Annotated in this window: 15 protein-coding genes; 8 read left to right on the forward strand and 7 right to left on the reverse strand. The window is 61.4% G+C overall.

What is annotated here, in order from left to right; translation table 11 throughout:
* Positions 1–88 precede the first annotated feature (88 nt).
* Positions 89–1,249, reverse strand: coding sequence for a M20 aminoacylase family protein (locus tag GA0061101_RS05835; RefSeq protein ID WP_037196732.1), 1,161 nt, complete (start codon positions 1,247–1,249; stop codon positions 89–91).
* A 229-nt stretch (positions 1,250–1,478) separates the two neighbouring features.
* On the opposite strand from GA0061101_RS05835, the gene GA0061101_RS05840 reads away from it, so the two are divergent.
* Together GA0061101_RS05840 and GA0061101_RS05845 are read left to right on the forward strand one after the other, a co-directional pair.
* Positions 1,479–2,648, forward strand: a complete 1,170-nt coding sequence (locus GA0061101_RS05840; protein WP_037196730.1) for a D-alanyl-D-alanine carboxypeptidase family protein — start codon at positions 1,479–1,481, stop codon at positions 2,646–2,648.
* Positions 2,649–2,663: 15 nt separating this feature from the next.
* Positions 2,664–3,836, forward strand: a complete 1,173-nt coding sequence (locus tag GA0061101_RS05845) for a CobW family GTP-binding protein (RefSeq protein WP_037196729.1) — start codon at positions 2,664–2,666, stop codon at positions 3,834–3,836.
* A 284-nt stretch (positions 3,837–4,120) separates the two neighbouring features.
* Here GA0061101_RS05845 and GA0061101_RS05850 read toward each other — a convergent pair whose 3' ends face one another.
* The 5 genes from GA0061101_RS05850 to GA0061101_RS39290 form a co-directional block, all read right to left on the reverse strand.
* Positions 4,121–4,354 (reverse strand): sulfurtransferase TusA family protein, encoded by a 234-nt coding sequence (locus GA0061101_RS05850; RefSeq protein ID WP_047637888.1) that lies wholly within the window; start codon positions 4,352–4,354, stop codon positions 4,121–4,123.
* A complete protein-coding gene (locus tag GA0061101_RS05855; protein WP_037196923.1) occupies positions 4,347–5,636 on the reverse strand; it encodes a L,D-transpeptidase family protein in 1,290 nt (429 codons plus the stop codon). The genes GA0061101_RS05850 and GA0061101_RS05855 overlap by 8 nt, the downstream gene beginning before the upstream one ends.
* Positions 5,637–5,866: 230 nt before the next feature.
* Positions 5,867–6,820, reverse strand: a complete 954-nt coding sequence (locus GA0061101_RS05860) for an acetyl-CoA carboxylase carboxyltransferase subunit alpha (RefSeq protein WP_037196727.1) — start codon at positions 6,818–6,820, stop codon at positions 5,867–5,869.
* 63 nt (positions 6,821–6,883) lie between these two features.
* Entirely contained in the window at positions 6,884–7,840 is a 957-nt protein-coding gene (locus GA0061101_RS05865) for a site-specific tyrosine recombinase XerD (RefSeq protein ID WP_037196921.1), read from the reverse strand.
* 14 nt (positions 7,841–7,854) lie between these two features.
* The gene (locus GA0061101_RS39290) at positions 7,855–8,022 is read right to left on the reverse strand and encodes a hypothetical protein (RefSeq protein WP_034511589.1); all 168 of its coding nucleotides are present in this window, start codon (positions 8,020–8,022) and stop codon (positions 7,855–7,857) included.
* A 158-nt stretch (positions 8,023–8,180) separates the two neighbouring features.
* Between GA0061101_RS39290 and GA0061101_RS05875 the strand changes: the two genes are divergently transcribed.
* The 3 genes from GA0061101_RS05875 to GA0061101_RS05885 are packed head-to-tail and all read left to right on the forward strand — an operon-like array spanning position 8,181 to position 11,211.
* Entirely contained in the window at positions 8,181–8,774 is a 594-nt protein-coding gene (locus GA0061101_RS05875; protein ID WP_037196920.1) for a shikimate kinase, read from the forward strand.
* Positions 8,771–9,901, forward strand: a complete 1,131-nt coding sequence (aroB, locus tag GA0061101_RS05880) for a 3-dehydroquinate synthase (RefSeq protein WP_092573221.1) — start codon at positions 8,771–8,773, stop codon at positions 9,899–9,901. Before GA0061101_RS05875 ends, aroB begins: the two co-directional genes overlap by 4 nt.
* Entirely contained in the window at positions 9,901–11,211 is a 1,311-nt protein-coding gene (locus GA0061101_RS05885) for an HlyC/CorC family transporter (protein ID WP_037196725.1), read from the forward strand. Before aroB ends, GA0061101_RS05885 begins: the two co-directional genes overlap by 1 nt.
* A gap of 18 nt (positions 11,212–11,229) precedes the next feature.
* On the opposite strand, the gene GA0061101_RS05890 is transcribed toward GA0061101_RS05885, so the two are convergent.
* A complete protein-coding gene (locus tag GA0061101_RS05890) occupies positions 11,230–11,517 on the reverse strand; it encodes a BolA family protein (RefSeq protein ID WP_037196724.1) in 288 nt (95 codons plus the stop codon).
* Positions 11,518–11,623: 106 nt separating this feature from the next.
* On the opposite strand from GA0061101_RS05890, the gene GA0061101_RS05895 reads away from it, so the two are divergent.
* From GA0061101_RS05895 to cobT, 3 genes are all read left to right on the forward strand, one after another.
* On the forward strand, positions 11,624–12,244 hold the full coding sequence (locus GA0061101_RS05895; RefSeq protein ID WP_037196723.1) for a J domain-containing protein: 621 nt from the start codon (positions 11,624–11,626) through the stop codon (positions 12,242–12,244).
* Positions 12,245–12,553: 309 nt separating this feature from the next.
* Positions 12,554–13,543, forward strand: a complete 990-nt coding sequence (gene cobS, locus GA0061101_RS05900) for a cobaltochelatase subunit CobS (RefSeq protein ID WP_034511583.1) — start codon at positions 12,554–12,556, stop codon at positions 13,541–13,543.
* Between the two features lie 17 nt (positions 13,544–13,560).
* On the forward strand, positions 13,561–15,462 hold the full coding sequence (gene cobT, locus GA0061101_RS05905; RefSeq protein ID WP_037196721.1) for a cobaltochelatase subunit CobT: 1,902 nt from the start codon (positions 13,561–13,563) through the stop codon (positions 15,460–15,462).
* Positions 15,463–15,487 lie beyond the last annotated feature (25 nt).

Consider the following 15,487-nt stretch of genomic DNA (forward strand, 5'->3'; position numbering starts at 1 on the left):
CGAAGCCAAGCCCTTTTACGTCCTCGGGACAATTCGCTTTTGCTGTGCCGCGCGCCCGGGTAGGCGCACGGGAAATGGTTGATGTGTCTCAGGCGTTGAGGCGCTGTTCGGCGAGCCGCACCCAGTAGGAAATGCCGTGGGCGATGGCTTCGTCGTTGAAGTCGTAGGCCGGGTTGTGGAGGCCGGCCGAATCGCCGTTGCCGACGAAGATGAAGGCGCCGGGGCGGGCGAGCAGCATGTAGGAGAAATCCTCGCCGGCCATCATCGGGTCGATGTCGGGGACGACATTGCCCGCGCCGGCGATTTCCTCGGCGATGGCGATGGCGTGGTCGGTCTCGTCGGCATGGTTGAAGGTGACGGGGTAATTGCGGTGGAACTCGATCGCCACCTCCGCGCCGTGGCTGGCGGCGATGCCGGAGACGACCTGTTTGAAGCGCTGTTCGGCGAGATCGCGCATCTCGTGATCGAGCGTGCGCACCGTGCCGCCAAAGCTCGCCTCGCTCGGGATGACGTTGTGCGCGTTGCCGGCGTTGAAGGTGGTGACGGAGACGACGACCGACTTCAGCGGATTGGTGCTGCGCGAGGCGATGAGCTGCAGGTTGGAGACGATCTGCGCGCCGATGGCGATCGGATCGATCGTCTTGTGCGGCATGGCGGCATGGCCGCCGACGCCCTTGATGGAAACGGTGAATTCGTCCGTTGCCGCCATGATCGGGCCCTTGCGGATGGCGAAGTGGCCGACGGGCAGGCCCGGCAGGTTGTGCATGCCGTAGACTTCGGCGATCTGGAAGCGCTCCATCATGCCATCCTTGACCATGGCGTCGCCGCCGGCGCCGCCTTCTTCGGCCGGCTGAAAGATGACGGCGATATTGCCGTTGAAGTTGCGGGTCTCGGCGAGATATTTCGCGGCACCCAAAAGCATGGCGGTGTGGCCGTCATGGCCGCAGGCATGCATCTTGCCCGGTGTTTCGGAAGCCCAGGGCTTGCCGGTGATCTCGGTGAGCGGTAGCGCGTCCATATCGGCGCGCAGGCCAACCGTGCGTCCTTCGCCCTTGCCGCGGATCAGGCCGACGACGCCGGTGCGGCCGATGCCGGTCACCACTTCGTCGACGCCGAAGGAGCGTAGTTTTTCAGCGACGAAAGCGGCGGTATTTTCAACCGCATAGAGAAGCTCCGGCCGCGTGTGGATATAGCGGCGCCATTCGGTCACTTCGCCCTGGAGTTCTGCGGCTCTGTTCAAGATCGGCATGCTGATGTTCCTGCTGCTCAATATCTGTTCTGGTTCAACTCATCGGTTCGTCGCATAGCCTTGGCCGGCGCAGCGCATCTTCCAATATCACGCACGATCAAAAGGTCGTGATGCCAAAGCGTCTCGCCTACGGGGAAATAAAGTCGTCAATCGCCTTTGCCTTCTCCTAGCCATATAGGTTAAATAGACGAAGCTTTCGAGAAAATTCCGGACCTCTGAAGGATAGATCGTGCCGACGAAGCAGAATCGTTTGTATGCCGCCCTGCGGCTCGTTCCCGTGGCCGCAGCCGCATCCATGCTTTTCCTGTCGACCGCGCAAACGGCCGGAGCCAACCCGCATATCCTCGTCGATGTCGGCACCGGGCGCGTGCTTGACCAGCAGGAGGCGTTCCGCCGCTGGTATCCCGCCTCGCTCACCAAGCTGATGACCAGTTACGTCACCTTCCGCGCCATCCAGTCCGGCCAGATCAATCTCGATACGCCCGTCGTCATGTCGAAGCTCGCCGCCGCGCAGCCGCCGGCGAAGATGTATTTCAAGCCCGGGCAGAAGATGACGCTCGACAATGCCTTGAAGATGATGCTGGTCAAATCGGCAAACGATCTTGCCATGGCGGTCAGCGAGACCGTGGGCGGTTCGCAGCCGGCCTTCGTGGCGCGGATGAACGCGGAGGCAGCTCGCCTCGGCATGCGTGACACGCATTTCATCAATCCGAACGGCCTTCCGGGCAAGGGGCAATATACGACGGCGCGTGACCTTGCCGTTCTCAGCGTCGCGCTGCGCCGCGAGTTTCCGCAATATGCCGGTTATTTCGCGCTGGAAGGCTTTACCAACGGCGTGAAGCAGGTGCCGAACATCAACATGCTCATCGGCCGCTTCGATGGCGCCGACGGCATGAAGACCGGCTTCATCTGTGCTGCCGGTTTCAACCAGATCGCATCGGCGACCCGCAACGGCCGCACGCTGATCTCAGTCGTGCTCGGCACCGACAGCCTAGCGGCGCGCGCCGACGATTCCGCCAATTTTCTGGAGAAGGGTTTCCAGAATCAGCTTTCCGGCAGGGAGACGCTGGCAAGCCTGCGGCCCGACACGCCTCAGTCGGCCGAGGTCGCCGATGTTACCGCCGATATCTGCAGCGCCAAGGGCGCGCAGGCGCGCAGCGAAACGCGCGATCCGTTCGGCCGCACCAAGGTACAGTCGCCCTATATCCATGAAATGGATCACGAGCCGAATTTCATCTATGCCGGCCTGATCGGTGGCCAGGACGTCATGACCGCCAGCAAGGGCGACAAGGACGATGCCACCGCCAAGGGCGACAAAGCCATCAAGGGCGACAAGATTGCCATCTCCGGTCGGGCGGCGGACAATGTGCCGATCCCTATGCCGCGTCCCACTTTCTGATATCGGATTGGAACCATGAGCGTTTCGCAGCAAAGAGTGCCGGTCGCGATCCTGACCGGCTTTCTCGGGGCGGGTAAATCGACCCTGCTCAACCGCATCCTCAAGGATGAGGACATGCGCGATGCGGCGGTCATCATCAACGAGTTCGGCGATGTCGGCATCGACCATCTGCTCGTCGAGAGCTCCGGCGATTCCATCATCGAGCTGTCCGACGGCTGCCTGTGCTGCACGGTGCGCGGTGAGCTGGTGGATACGCTCGCGAACCTCATGGACGCCATGCAGACCGGCCGTATCCGGCCGCTGAAGCGTGTCGTCATCGAAACAACAGGTCTTGCCGATCCCGCTCCTGTCATGCAGTCGATCATGGGCAATCCGATCATCGCGGCCAATTTCGATCTCGATGGCGTCATTACCGTCGTCGATGCTGTCAACGGGCTGCAGACGCTCGACAACCATGAAGAGGCGCGCAAGCAGGTGGCGGTCGCTGACCGCCTGATCGTCTCGAAGACCGGGATTGCCGGCGCAACACCCGAAAACCTGCTGGAAGGCCGGCTGAGGGCGCTCAATCCGCGCGCGCAGATCCTGAACGCCGACAGCGACGAGGCCGGACGCGCCGCCATTCTCATCAACGGTCTCTACGACCCGGCGTCGAAGATCGCCGATGTCGGCCGCTGGCTGCATGACGAGCTGGAGGCCGACGATAACCACCATCACCACGACGACCACGATCATCACCACCATCATCACGGTGAGCACGGCCATCACCATCATGGCCATCGGCATCAGCACGCCCATGACGTGAACCGCCATGACGGATCGATCCGGTCGTTCTCGATCGTTGAGACCCAACCTATCGATCCGATGGCGCTGGACATGTTCATCGATCTTTTGCGTTCGGCGCATGGCGAAAAGCTGCTGCGCATGAAGGCGATCGTTGCCGTGTCCGACCGGCCGGAGCGTCCGGTCGTGCTGCATGGCGTGCAGAATATCTTCCATCCGCCGGTGCGCCTGCCTGCCTGGCCCGATCCTCAGGACCGGCGGACGCGCATGGTGATCATCACCAAGGATCTGCCGCAGGATTTCGTGAAGGGCCTGTTCGATGCGTTTCTCAGCAAGCCGCAGGTCGATATGCCGGATCGGGCGGCACTTCAGGACAATCCACTGGCGGTGCCGGGGATGAGGTTCTAGAGCAATTCCAGGAAAAGTGTGCAGCGGTTTTCCGTCCGGAATTGTGTAAAAACAATAATATAGAGCGGTTAAGCGATTCCATGAAACGCGTAGCCGCTCTAGGTGCCAAGCAACCTGCCTCGCCCTTCGAGGGCCCTGGGAGCCACCTCAGGGTGAGGCTGATCCACTCGCGTTGTTGCGAAATTCGTCGTCACCAAAACACGGCCGAACGACCCTCATCCTCATGGTGAGGCGAGAGCGAAGCCATCCTCGCACCGCCAGGATGGTCCAGCGGCGACAATGGATCACCCCTTGCGGATGACGAAGCGATGGCCGCTTTCCGTCTTCTCGCTCGCCAGCAGGGCATGGCCCTTTTCGTTGCAGAGATGCGGAATGTCGATGACGGCGAGGGGATCGGTCGTTTCGACCGTCAAGGTGGCGCCGCTCGGCATGCCGCGCAGGCGCTTTTCCGTCTTGATCGCCGGATAGGGGCACTTCAGTCCGCGCAGATCGTAGATCTCGGCGTCGAAACTATTCACTCTTCGCCCAGAACTTCCAGAACGGCGGCTTCTTTGCCGGCTCGGTCTGTGCGGTTTCGACAGCCGGATTTTGCGCGTAGGCCAACGGATAGACGACCGGGCTCATCGGATTGGCCATCGGGATCGGGACATTCGCCGGAATGTTGGCCGCAACCAGCGGACCGCCGGTCTGTTGTGCCGCCGCATCGGGAGCTGATGTCGCCAGGCGGATGCTTGCCGTCGTCGTCGGGCTGGCGACGGTGCCGCCGCGTGCAATCTGCTGCGCCGATTGATTGGACATCATCGACTCGAGATCGGCGACCTTCATCATCTTGCCGGCGGCAAGCGCGGTGCCTGTGGGAGCATAGGCAAGATCGTGGCCCTTGCGCTGCTTGGCGACGACGGCCTTGCGCTCGGCTTCGGTCGGGTCATACCAGGCCATGTCGCTATATTTCTTCGTGGCCGCAGCATAATCGGCCTGATATTGCTTGTCGTAGGTGGCAAGCGCCATCTGCAAGGCAGGCGGCGTCGTCATCACGGGGCATTTGCCGCCGGCGTTGAACGGGCCGCTGGCCTGCTGGTTGAAGACGTATTTCTTCTCGCAGACTTCCACTTCCGGCGGTCGCTTGGTGACTTCGAAGTTGTCGTAGCCGACCTTCAGCATCTTCCAGAATTCGATATTGGGGCTGAGCCGGTGCTTCCACATGTTTTCCGCCGTCATGCGGAAGGGGAAAGCCTCGAGCTGAATGGCCTTCTGGCCGCCCTTGAAGGCGTCGCGCGCGAAGGCATAGATTTCCAGCACCTGCTGATCGGTCATCGAATAGCAGCCCGACGACGAGCAGGCGCCGTGGATCATCAGATTGGCGCCGGTGCGGCCATTGGCTGCGTCATAACGGTTCGGAAAGCCGGTATTGATGGCGAGATAGTATTTCGAATTCGGATTGAGATTGGCCGGCGTCAGCATATAGAAGCCTTCCGGCGCTTGCCGGTCGCCTTCCTTGACCTTCGGGCCCAGGCGGCCGGACCAGGCGCAGATATTGTAAGCGGCGATCACTTCGAAACGATTGTTCTGGTTCGCCTTCAGGATCTCCATCGCGCCTTCTTCCTTGAAGATGCGGATCATGATCGGCGAATTGCGGTCCATGCCCTTTTTCGCCATGTCGGCAAGGATATGGCTGGGTAGCGGCTGTTCGACCTTGTTCGTCACCTTCGACAGGTCGATCGACGCGGTATCCAACGCGTCGTTGCAGCCGGCGAGTGCCAGCGTCATCAGGAAGATGTAAGCAAGGTGACGAATGCGCATTCTGACTTGGCCCATAAATGCGAAGAGCGGCAGCTCGATCTGTTTCGCCGCTCCCCTTCGAAGCATGAAACGGAATCATAGATGGCTTATACTTGAAAATTCCTTACCAGCCTATGACGCGCCCGCGAAGCGCCGCAAGCTTTTCTTTGCCATAAAAGCTTCGATAACAGGAATGTGGCCAAGATTTGGCCTCATTCCCGCTTTTCGCGATCACGTTTTCAGAATGCGCTTTAGAGATTGCGACCGATGTTGAGGAATTTCTGGCGGCGGTCGCTGCGCAGCTGCTCGCCCGAACGGCTGGAAAGTTCGCCAAGCGCGTTGGAAATCACGTCTCCCGCAGCGGCGATCACCGTCTGCGGATCGCGATGCGCGCCGCCGAGCGGCTCGGGAATGATGCCGTCGATCACGCCGAGGCTTTTCAGGTCTTCGGCGGTGATTTTCATGTTGGTGGCGGCTTCCTTGGCGCGGGTGGAATCGCGCCACAGGATCGAGGCCGCCCCTTCGGGTGAAATCACGCTGTAGATCGAATGCTCGAGCATATAGACGCGGTTGCCGGTGGCGATCGCGATGGCGCCGCCTGAGCCGCCTTCGCCGATGACGACGGAGATGATCGGCACTTTGACGCCAAGACACATTTCGGTGGAGCGGGCGATCGCTTCTGCCTGGCCGCGCTCTTCCGCTCCGACGCCGGGATAGGCGCCTGCGGTATCGACAAGGGTGATGACCGGCAGCTGGAAACGGTCGGCCATTTCAAGGATGCGGATCGCCTTGCGGTAGCCTTCGGGGCGGGCACTGCCGAAATTGTGCTTCAGGCGGCTCTTGGTGTCGTTGCCCTTTTCCTGGCCGATGATGGCGATCGGCTGGCCGCGAAAGCGGGCGAAGCCCGCCTGGATGGCGGCATCCTCGGAGAATTTGCGGTCGCCGGCCAGCGGCGTGAATTCCGTGAAGAGTGCCTCGGCATAGTCGACGAAATGCGGACGCTGCGGATGACGGGCGACCTGCGTCTTCTGCCAGGCATTGAGCTTGGAATAAATGTCGGCCATCGCCTCGCGGACACGGATTTCAAGCCGGCCCACTTCGTCTGACGTGTCGATGCTCTCGTCTTCGCTCGCCAGTTTCTTGAGCTCGTGAATCTTGCCTTCGAGATCCGAGATGGGCTTTTCGAAGTCCAGATAATTGTGCATGAGGTGCGTTTCCGATCCTTTTGCGCGTGACGAGCGACGGCAGGTTTAACCCTTGTGCCGGTCCTATTCCTGTTTTTTGGCCTGTTTGGCAAGGGGGTGATGCGTTTGCACGAGCTGATGAAGGCGTTCTTCCAACACATGCGTATAGATTTGCGTGGTCGAAATGTCCGAATGGCCGAGAAGTTCCTGCACCACGCGCAGGTCCGCGCCGTTGGCGAGGAGGTGGCTTGCAAAGGCATGGCGCATGACGTGCGGCGAGATCATCGAGGGCGTCAGCCCGGAGCGAATGGCGAGATCCTTCAGATCGCGCGCAAAGACCTGGCGCGGCAAGTAGCCCTGCCTGGACGCCGCGGGAAAGAGCCACGGGCTTTCAGGCGCAGGCTGCTTGGCATTCGCCGCCAGGTCGGCCTGCAGCCGTCCATAGGCCTTCAGCGCTGATATGGCCGACTGCGACAGCGGCACCAACCGTTCCTTGTTTCCCTTGCCGCGAATGATGAGGAAGCGCCCTTCGTGGTCCAGCACCTTGGCCGGCAATGTAACGAGCTCGCTCACGCGCATGCCGGTGGCGTAAAGCAGTTCCAGCAGCACAAGCATGCGCAGGCGCTGCAGCTGGTCGGGGCCTTCGGCTGCCGCTTCCACTTCTGCCTGGGTCAGAAGACGCGTCACCTGGTCGACGCCCATGGTTTTCGGAAGGGGACGGCCCTTTTTCGGCGCGTCGAGGATGCCTGTGGGGTCGTCCGTGCGCAGGCCTTCCGCATAGAGGAATTTGTAGAATTGGCGCATGGCGGAAAGCCGCCGCGCCTGTGACGAAGGCTTGAAGCCCTGGATCGAGAGGCCGGAGAGATAGGCGCCGAGATCGTTCGGCCCCGCCTCGGTCAGGCGGACGCTGCGCTCGGACAGGAAGCCGTGGAGATCCTCGAGATCGCGTTCATAGGATTGCAGCGTGTTGACTGCGGCGCCGCGTTCGGCGCTCATCATCTCCAGGAAGGCTTCCAGATGCGCTCGGCTCAGATCTCTCACCCCAGCCCTCGCATTCATGGCTTCAACGAACCGGTGACCGGTGGATTGATGCGCTCCGGCGGAATACGGATCGTCACCTCGCGCGGCTGCGGATCGACGAAGAGCACGAGCGCCCACATTGCCCCATATATCGATCCGCCGATGACCGCGCAGATGACAAGGAAGCGAAACAGGGTTGGCATTCGGAAACTCTCCTCGTCCCAGTCATAAGTCCGGCGACGTAACAATTATACCCACCAAGCGTTAGCTGAAGGATATTGCAGACATGTTTACGCCGCGGCGTCTTGACGCTACAGGCGCATTTGACGATACCGTTTCCAAAGAAATTGTGAATGGGCCGATGAGTGAACAAGTCCTGACCCTTGCAGAGAGCCTCAAAGACAGGGCGCGCGCCGCGCTAGGTCAGCGCAATCTTGTCCTCGTGGGATTGATGGGGGCGGGGAAGTCCTCGATCGGCCGGCTGGTCGCCCAGCAACTCGGCATCCCCTTCGTCGATACCGATGCAGAGATCGAGCGCGTATCGCGCATGACGATCACGGAGCTCTTTGCGGCCTATGGCGAACAGGAGTTCCGGGCGCTGGAAACGCGCGTGATCAAGCGTCTTCTTAAGGGCGGGCCGCGTGTCGTCTCGACCGGCGGCGGCGCCTTCATCAACGAGAGCACGCGGTTTCATGTCAAACGCGGCAGTCTTTCCGTCTGGCTGAAGGCCGATCTCGACGTGCTCTGGGAACGGATCAACAAGCGGGACACGCGTCCCCTGCTCAAAACCGAGAATCCAAAACAGACCCTCGAGGACCTGATGAATGCGCGCTATCCGATCTATGCGGAAGCCGATCTCACGGTTCTGTCCCTTGATGTGGGCAAGGAGACCATGGTCAAGGAAGTCCTTGCCGCCATTGCCGAGGGAAAGAAAGCAGAAAGCAAAACACCATGAATGCGATCACGGCGGCTTCCGCAGAACGCCTCGTGCGCGTGCCTCTCGGCGAGCGCGCCTATGACATCCTGATCGGCCCCGGCCTGATCGCGCGGGCGGGGCGCGAGATCGCCGCACGGCTGAAGGGCCGCAAGGCTGCCATCATCACGGACGAAAACGTCGCGCCACTCTATCTCGACGCCTTGGTCGCGAGCCTGCAGGCTGAGGGCATCCAGGCATCCAGCCTCGTGCTGCCGGCCGGCGAGAAGACCAAGAGCTTCGAACATCTCATGACGGTCTGCGACGCGGTGCTGACCGCGCGTGTCGAGCGTAACGATGCCGTGATCGCGCTCGGCGGCGGCGTCATCGGCGATCTCGCCGGCTTTGCAGCCGGCATCGTGCGTCGCGGCGTTCGCTTCGTTCAGGTTCCGACCTCGCTTTTGTCGCAGGTGGATTCTTCCGTCGGCGGCAAGACCGGCATCAATACCCATCACGGCAAGAACCTCATCGGCGTCTTCCATCAGCCGGATCTCGTGCTTGCCGATATCGACGTGCTGAATACGCTGAGCGAGCGTGAATTCCGCGCCGGCTATGCCGAAGTCGCCAAATATGGCCTGATAGACAAGCCCGACTTCTTCGCCTGGCTCGAGGCCAGCTGGAAAGATGTCTTTGCCGGCGGCGCGGCGCGCATCGAGGCGATCGCCAGGAGTTGCCAGGCGAAATCCGATGTCGTTGTTGCCGACGAGCGCGAAAATGGGCCGCGCGCCCTACTCAATCTCGGTCATACGTTCGGTCACGCGCTGGAAGCAGCTACCGCTTACGACAGCCGTCGGCTGGTGCATGGCGAAGGCGTTGCGATCGGCATGGTGCTGGCGCACGAATTTTCCACGCGTCTCAACCTAGCGAGCGCCGACGATGCGAAACGCGTCGAAGCGCATCTGAAGGCCGTGGGCCTGCCGACCCGGATGGGCGATATCCCGGGCGAGCTGCCGCCGGCGGAAACGCTGATGGATGCGATCGCACAGGACAAGAAGGTCAAGAGCGGCAAGCTGACGTTCATTTTGACCCATGGCATCGGCCAGTCCTTTGTCGCCGACGACGTGCCGTCCTCCGAAGTCCTGAGTTTCCTGAAGGAAAAGCATCCCTGATGACGGTCGAGGGCACGCTGGCTGTACTGTTCGAATATTGGCCCGAGATCATCTCGATCCTCGTGCTTGTGCTGCTGTCGGCCTTCTTCTCCGGTTCGGAAACGGCGCTTACCGCCGTCTCGCGCAGCCGCATTCATACGCTGGAGGCAAACGGCGACGAGGACGCCGGGATCGTGCGTCGGCTGATCGAGCGCCGGGACCGGCTCATCGGCGCGCTGCTCATCGGCAACAATCTTGCCAACATCCTGTCGTCGTCGCTGGCGACCAGCGTCTTCCTCGGCCTGTTCGGCAACTCGGGCGTGGCGCTCGCGACGGTCGCCATGACTGTCATCCTCGTCATATTCGCCGAAGTGCTGCCGAAAAGCTGGGCCATTTCGACGCCGGATCGCTTTGCGCTCAATGTCGCCGGCACGGTGCGGCTCTTCGTCGCCGTCGTCGGTCCGGTATCGAGCTTCGTCAATGCCATCGTTCGATGGATCCTTGCCATTTTCGGCATCAACCTCTCGAAGGAAGTTTCGATGCTGTCGGCGCATGACGAGCTGCGCGGCGCGGTGGATCTGCTGCACCGGGAAGGGTCGGTGGTCAAGGCCGACCGCGACCGCCTGGGCGGGGTGCTCGACCTCGGCGAACTCGAACTCTCCGATATCATGGTGCACCGCACGGCGATGCGCGCCATCAATGCCGACGACCCGTCCGAAGTCGTGGTGCGCGCCATCCTCGACAGCCCGTACACGCGCATGCCGCTCTGGCGCGGCACGATCGACAACATCATCGGCGTCATTCACGCCAAGGATCTGCTGAGGGCGCTGGCCGAGCGGAATGTCGAGCCGGAGAACCTCGATGTCGTCAAGATCGCACAGAAGCCCTGGTTCGTGCCCGACAGCACCAATCTGGAGGATCAGCTCAACGCCTTCCTGCGCCGCAAGCAGCATTTCGCTGTCGTCGTCGACGAATATGGCGAGGTGCAGGGCATCGTGACGCTGGAGGATATTCTGGAGGAGATCGTCGGCGATATCGCCGACGAGCACGATATCGACATCCAGGGTGTGCGGCAGGAGGCCGACGGCTCGATTGTGGTCGATGGCGTCGTGCCTATCCGCGACCTCAACCGCGCGCTTGACTGGAACCTGCCTGACGAGGAAGCAACGACGATTGCCGGCCTGGTCATCCATGAATCGATGACCATTCCCGAAGAGCGGCAAGCCTTCACCTTCTACGGAAAACGCTTCATCGTCATGAAGCGGGAAAAAAACCGCATCACCAAGCTGCGCATTCGCCCCGCGGAGATGGAAGAGAACAAGCCCGAATAAGAGCCATCTCCTGCGGGATTACCAGCGCACCGCCTCTCCGGGTGCAGCCGGCTCCACGGCAAGCGCGTGCAATCCGGCATCCAATTCCGGCTTCAGAAGATCGTTGATCGCCCTGTGGCGTGCGAGGCGCGGCATGCCCGCGAACTTGGCGGAGACGATGCGAACTCTTATATGCGTCTCGCCGGTTCCGGTCATGTCGGGCTGGTGGCCCGCGTGCAGGTGGCTTTCGTTGATGACGACAAGGCGCTCTGGCGCGAAGGCTTCATTGAGTTTCTTCTCAATGCGGGATTGCAGTGTCGTTTCCATGTTCCCGCTTCGTCCTTCTTCGCGAAAAAGGTTCCCACAAAGCCTGCAACATTCCCATTTGTCAATTCTTGTTGTGGGCTAATCCAGGCCCCATAATTAGGGCACTATGGGACTTGATTCAAAATACTTCGATCGCATTCGAACCCGCCGCAAACGCCCGCAGGAACCCGAGCAGGGCCCGCCGACGTGCCAATGGGACGGCTGTGACAAGCACGGCACGCATCGCGCACCCGTCGGGCGCAATGCGGAAGGGCAGTTCTTTTTGTTCTGCTTCGAGCATGTCAAGGAATACAATAAGGGCTACAATTATTTCTCCGGCCTCTCGGACGGGGAGATCGCGCGCTATCAGAAGGAAGCCGTTACCGGCCATCGTCCGACCTGGACCGTCGGCGTCAACAAGGCGGCGAAGCACAGTCCCCTGCAGTCGGAAGTCCGCTCTGGCGCCTATACCCGGGTTCGTGATCCCTTTGGCTTCGTCAAAGATGGCGATGGCCGCGGCAGCGGTCCGCGTTTTCCGGAGCAGCGCAAGCTGAAAACGCTGGAGGCGAAAGCATTCGATACGATGGGGCTCGGCGCCAATGCCTCTGCGCCGGACATCAAGCGCCGGTACAAGGAGCTGGTGAAAATGCACCACCCGGATGCCAATGGCGGCGACCGTGGCTCCGAGGAGCGTTTCCGCGCGGTCATACAGGCCTATCAATTATTGAAACAGAACGGTTTTTGTTAATTCCTGTCCTTGCTCTCCGCCTTCAATCAGGTATGGTCCAAATCGGCTGAAGCCGTGGGCAACCGCGGCAGGGTGCGCATTTGGCTGGCTGCACCTCGGCCAACTTTCCGGACGCGGCGTTTCTTGTCCGGGACTCTGTTCAAGGATGCTCGCAAACGATCATTTCATCGTGCCGAGATTTTGCTTTAGTCCCGGAGAAGTATCGCCGCTGTTCCGACCGAACGGATGCGAGCAATAAAGCTGCGGCGTTTCGGATAAAGCGGCTGAGATTGATATGGCTGGGTGAGAGCCACCCGCCCTGGAGACATGATGAGCAAGATTGACCTTGATATTTCCGAGATTCCCGACACCACCGTTTCGGTCCGTGACGTTTTCGGTATTGATTCCGACATTCGCGTTCCCGCCTACAGCAAGGGCGGCGCCTATGTGCCCGATCTGGATACCGACTACCTCTTCGACCGTGAGACCACGCTCGCCATCCTCGCCGGTTTCGCCCATAACCGCCGCGTGATGATCTCGGGCTACCACGGCACCGGCAAATCCTCGCACATCGAGCAGGTTGCCGCGCGTCTCAACTGGCCTTGCGTGCGTATCAACCTCGACAGCCATGTCAGCCGTATCGATCTCGTCGGCAAGGACGCGATCGTCGTCAAGGACGGGCTGCAGATCACCGAATTCAAGGACGGCATCCTGCCCTGGGCCTATCAGCACAACGTCGCTCTCGTCTTCGACGAATATGATGCCGGCCGCCCGGACGTGATGTTCGTCATTCAGCGCGTGCTGGAATCGTCGGGCCGCCTGACGCTGCTCGACCAGAGCCGCGTCATTCGTCCTCACCCGGCCTTCCGCCTGTTCGCGACCGCCAACACCATCGGTCTCGGCGATACGACCGGCCTCTATCACGGCACGCAGCAGATCAACCAGGCGCAGATGGACCGCTGGTCGATCGTAACGACGCTGAACTATCTGCCGCACAACAACGAAGTCGCCATCGTGCTCGCGAAGGTGAAGTCCTTCCGCACCGACAAGGGCCGCGACACGGTCTCCAAGATGGTGCGCGTCGCCGACCTCACGCGTGCGGCCTTCATGAACGGCGATCTGTCGACCGTCATGAGCCCGCGTACCGTTATCACCTGGGCTGAGAATGCGGAGATCTTCGGCGATGTCGCCTTTGCCTTCCGTGTCACCTTCCTCAACAAGTGCGATGAGCTGGAGCGGCCGTTGGTCGCCGAGCATTATCAGCGCGCCTTCGGCATCGAGCTGAAGGAAAGTGCTGCCAACATCGTGCTCGAAGCCTAGGGAAGAACCCACACATCATGTCAGGTCGCGGAGACAATTCCAAAGCGAAGCCGGGTGCTCCGGTGGACATGGAGCCGTTGCGCCGTGCGATCACCGGCTGCGTACGCTCGATCGCGGGCGATGCCGAAGTCGAGGTGGCATTCGCCAACGAACGCCCGGGGATGACCGGCGAGCGCATCCGCCTGCCGGAGCTCTCGAAGCGGCCGACGATGCATGAGCTGGCGGTGACGCGTGGCCTCGGCGATTCGATGGCGCTGCGGCTGGCTTGTCACGACGCGCGCGTCCACGCCGTCATGGCGCCGCAGGGCGCCGATGCGCGCGCTATCTTCGATGCCGTGGAGCAGGCGCGCGTCGAATCGATCGGTTCGCTGCGAATGAGCGGTGTCGCGGCCAACATCGGCTCGATGAATTCGGAGAAATACGCCAAGGCGAATTTCTCGGGTATCGAGCGGCGTGAGGATGCGCCGATCGGCGAAGCCATGGCGATGATCGTGCGCGAGAAGCTGACCGGCCAGAAGCCGCCGGAGAGCGCCGGCAAGGTGCTCGACCTCTGGCGATCCTTCATCGAGGACAAGACCGGCGGCGAGCTCGACAATCTGCTTTCGACCATCAACGACCAGCAAAGCTTTGCCCGCGTCGTCCGCAATATTCTGACGGCCATGGAAATGGCCGAGGAATATGGCGACGAACAGTCGGAGCCGGACAGCGACGAGCAGCAGAGCGAAGAGGACAAGCCGAACGGCGAAGACCAGGATAACGACGACGTCAAGGAAGACGAAGGCTCGGACGCGGCCCCGGCCGAGGACAGCGAAGCCTCCGACGAGCAGATGGACGACGGCGCCACCGAGGACGGCGGTGAGATCTCCGACGACGATATGAGCGAGGAAGGCGAGGAGGATTCGGAAACGCCGGGCGAGACCCGTCGTCCGAACACGCCCTTCGCCGACTTCAACGAGAAAGTCGACTATCACGTCTACACGGAAGAGTTCGATGAGACCACGACGGCGCAGGAGCTCTGCGACGTGGCCGAGCTCGAGCGCCTGCGCGCCTTCCTCGACAAGCAGCTTGCTCATCTGCAGGGCGCGGTCGGGCGGCTTGCCAACCGTTTGCAGCGCCGTCTGATGGCGCAGCAGAACCGCTCCTGGGACTTCGACCTGGAAGAAGGGTATCTTGATCCGGCACGCCTGACGCGCCTGATCATCGACCCGATGCAGGCGCTGTCCTTCAAGATGGAGCGCGACACGCAATTCCGCGATACTGTCGTGACGCTGCTGATCGACAATTCCGGCTCCATGCGCGGACGGCCGATCACGGTTGCCGCCTCCTGCGCCGACATTCTGGCGCGCACGCTGGAGCGCTGCGGCGTCAAGGTCGAGATCCTCGGCTTCACCACCAAGGCCTGGAAGGGCGGACAGGCGCGTGAGAAATGGCTGGCCGGCGGCAAGCCGCAGACGCCGGGCCGACTGAACGACCTGCGCCACATCATCTATAAGTCGGCGGACGAACCCTATCGGCGGTCACGCGCCAATCTCGGCCTGATGATGCGCGAAGGCCTGCTCAAGGAGAATATCGACGGCGAGGCGCTGATCTGGGCGCATAACCGCCTTCTCGGCCGCCGCGAGCAGCGTCGTATCCTGATGATGATCTCGGACGGCGCGCCGGTCGACGATTCGACGCTGTCCGTCAATCCGGGCAATTATCTGGAGCGGCATCTGCGCGCGGTCATCGACCAGATCGAGACGCGCTCGCCTGTGGAGTTGCTGGCGATCGGTATCGGTCACGACGTGACGCGCTACTATCGCCGCGCCGTCACCATCGTCGATGCCGACGAACTGGCTGGTGCCATGACCGAGCAGCTCGCATCGCTGTTCGAGGATAAGACAAGCATGCCGCGGTCGCGCATGCGCCGCGCAAGCTGAGCCCGCTCAGGCTTTCTGTCGCATC

Source organism: Martinezella lusitana (genome assembly GCF_900094565.1).
Taxonomy (GTDB): domain Bacteria; phylum Pseudomonadota; class Alphaproteobacteria; order Rhizobiales; family Rhizobiaceae; genus Rhizobium; species Rhizobium lusitanum.

Excerpts from the sequence above, each read along its gene's own strand:
- aroB (WP_092573221.1), top strand. The coding sequence starts at position 8,771 with ATGAATGCGATCACGGCGGCTTCCGCAGAACGCCTCGTGCGCGTGCCT.
- GA0061101_RS05875 (WP_037196920.1), top strand. The coding sequence starts at position 8,181 with ATGAGTGAACAAGTCCTGACCCTTGCAGAGAGCCTCAAAGACAGGGCG.
- cobT (WP_037196721.1), top strand. The coding sequence starts at position 13,561 with ATGTCAGGTCGCGGAGACAATTCCAAAGCGAAGCCGGGTGCTCCGGTG.
- GA0061101_RS05885 (WP_037196725.1), top strand. The coding sequence starts at position 9,901 with ATGACGGTCGAGGGCACGCTGGCTGTACTGTTCGAATATTGGCCCGAG.
- cobS (WP_034511583.1), top strand. The coding sequence starts at position 12,554 with ATGAGCAAGATTGACCTTGATATTTCCGAGATTCCCGACACCACCGTT.
- GA0061101_RS05860 (WP_037196727.1), bottom strand. The coding sequence starts at position 6,820 with ATGCACAATTATCTGGACTTCGAAAAGCCCATCTCGGATCTCGAAGGC.
- GA0061101_RS39290 (WP_034511589.1), bottom strand. The coding sequence starts at position 8,022 with ATGCCAACCCTGTTTCGCTTCCTTGTCATCTGCGCGGTCATCGGCGGA.
- GA0061101_RS05845 (WP_037196729.1), top strand. The coding sequence starts at position 2,664 with ATGAGCGTTTCGCAGCAAAGAGTGCCGGTCGCGATCCTGACCGGCTTT.
- GA0061101_RS05855 (WP_037196923.1), bottom strand. The coding sequence starts at position 5,636 with ATGCGCATTCGTCACCTTGCTTACATCTTCCTGATGACGCTGGCACTC.
- GA0061101_RS05835 (WP_037196732.1), bottom strand. The coding sequence starts at position 1,249 with ATGCCGATCTTGAACAGAGCCGCAGAACTCCAGGGCGAAGTGACCGAA.
- GA0061101_RS05890 (WP_037196724.1), bottom strand. The coding sequence starts at position 11,517 with ATGGAAACGACACTGCAATCCCGCATTGAGAAGAAACTCAATGAAGCC.
- GA0061101_RS05895 (WP_037196723.1), top strand. The coding sequence starts at position 11,624 with ATGGGACTTGATTCAAAATACTTCGATCGCATTCGAACCCGCCGCAAA.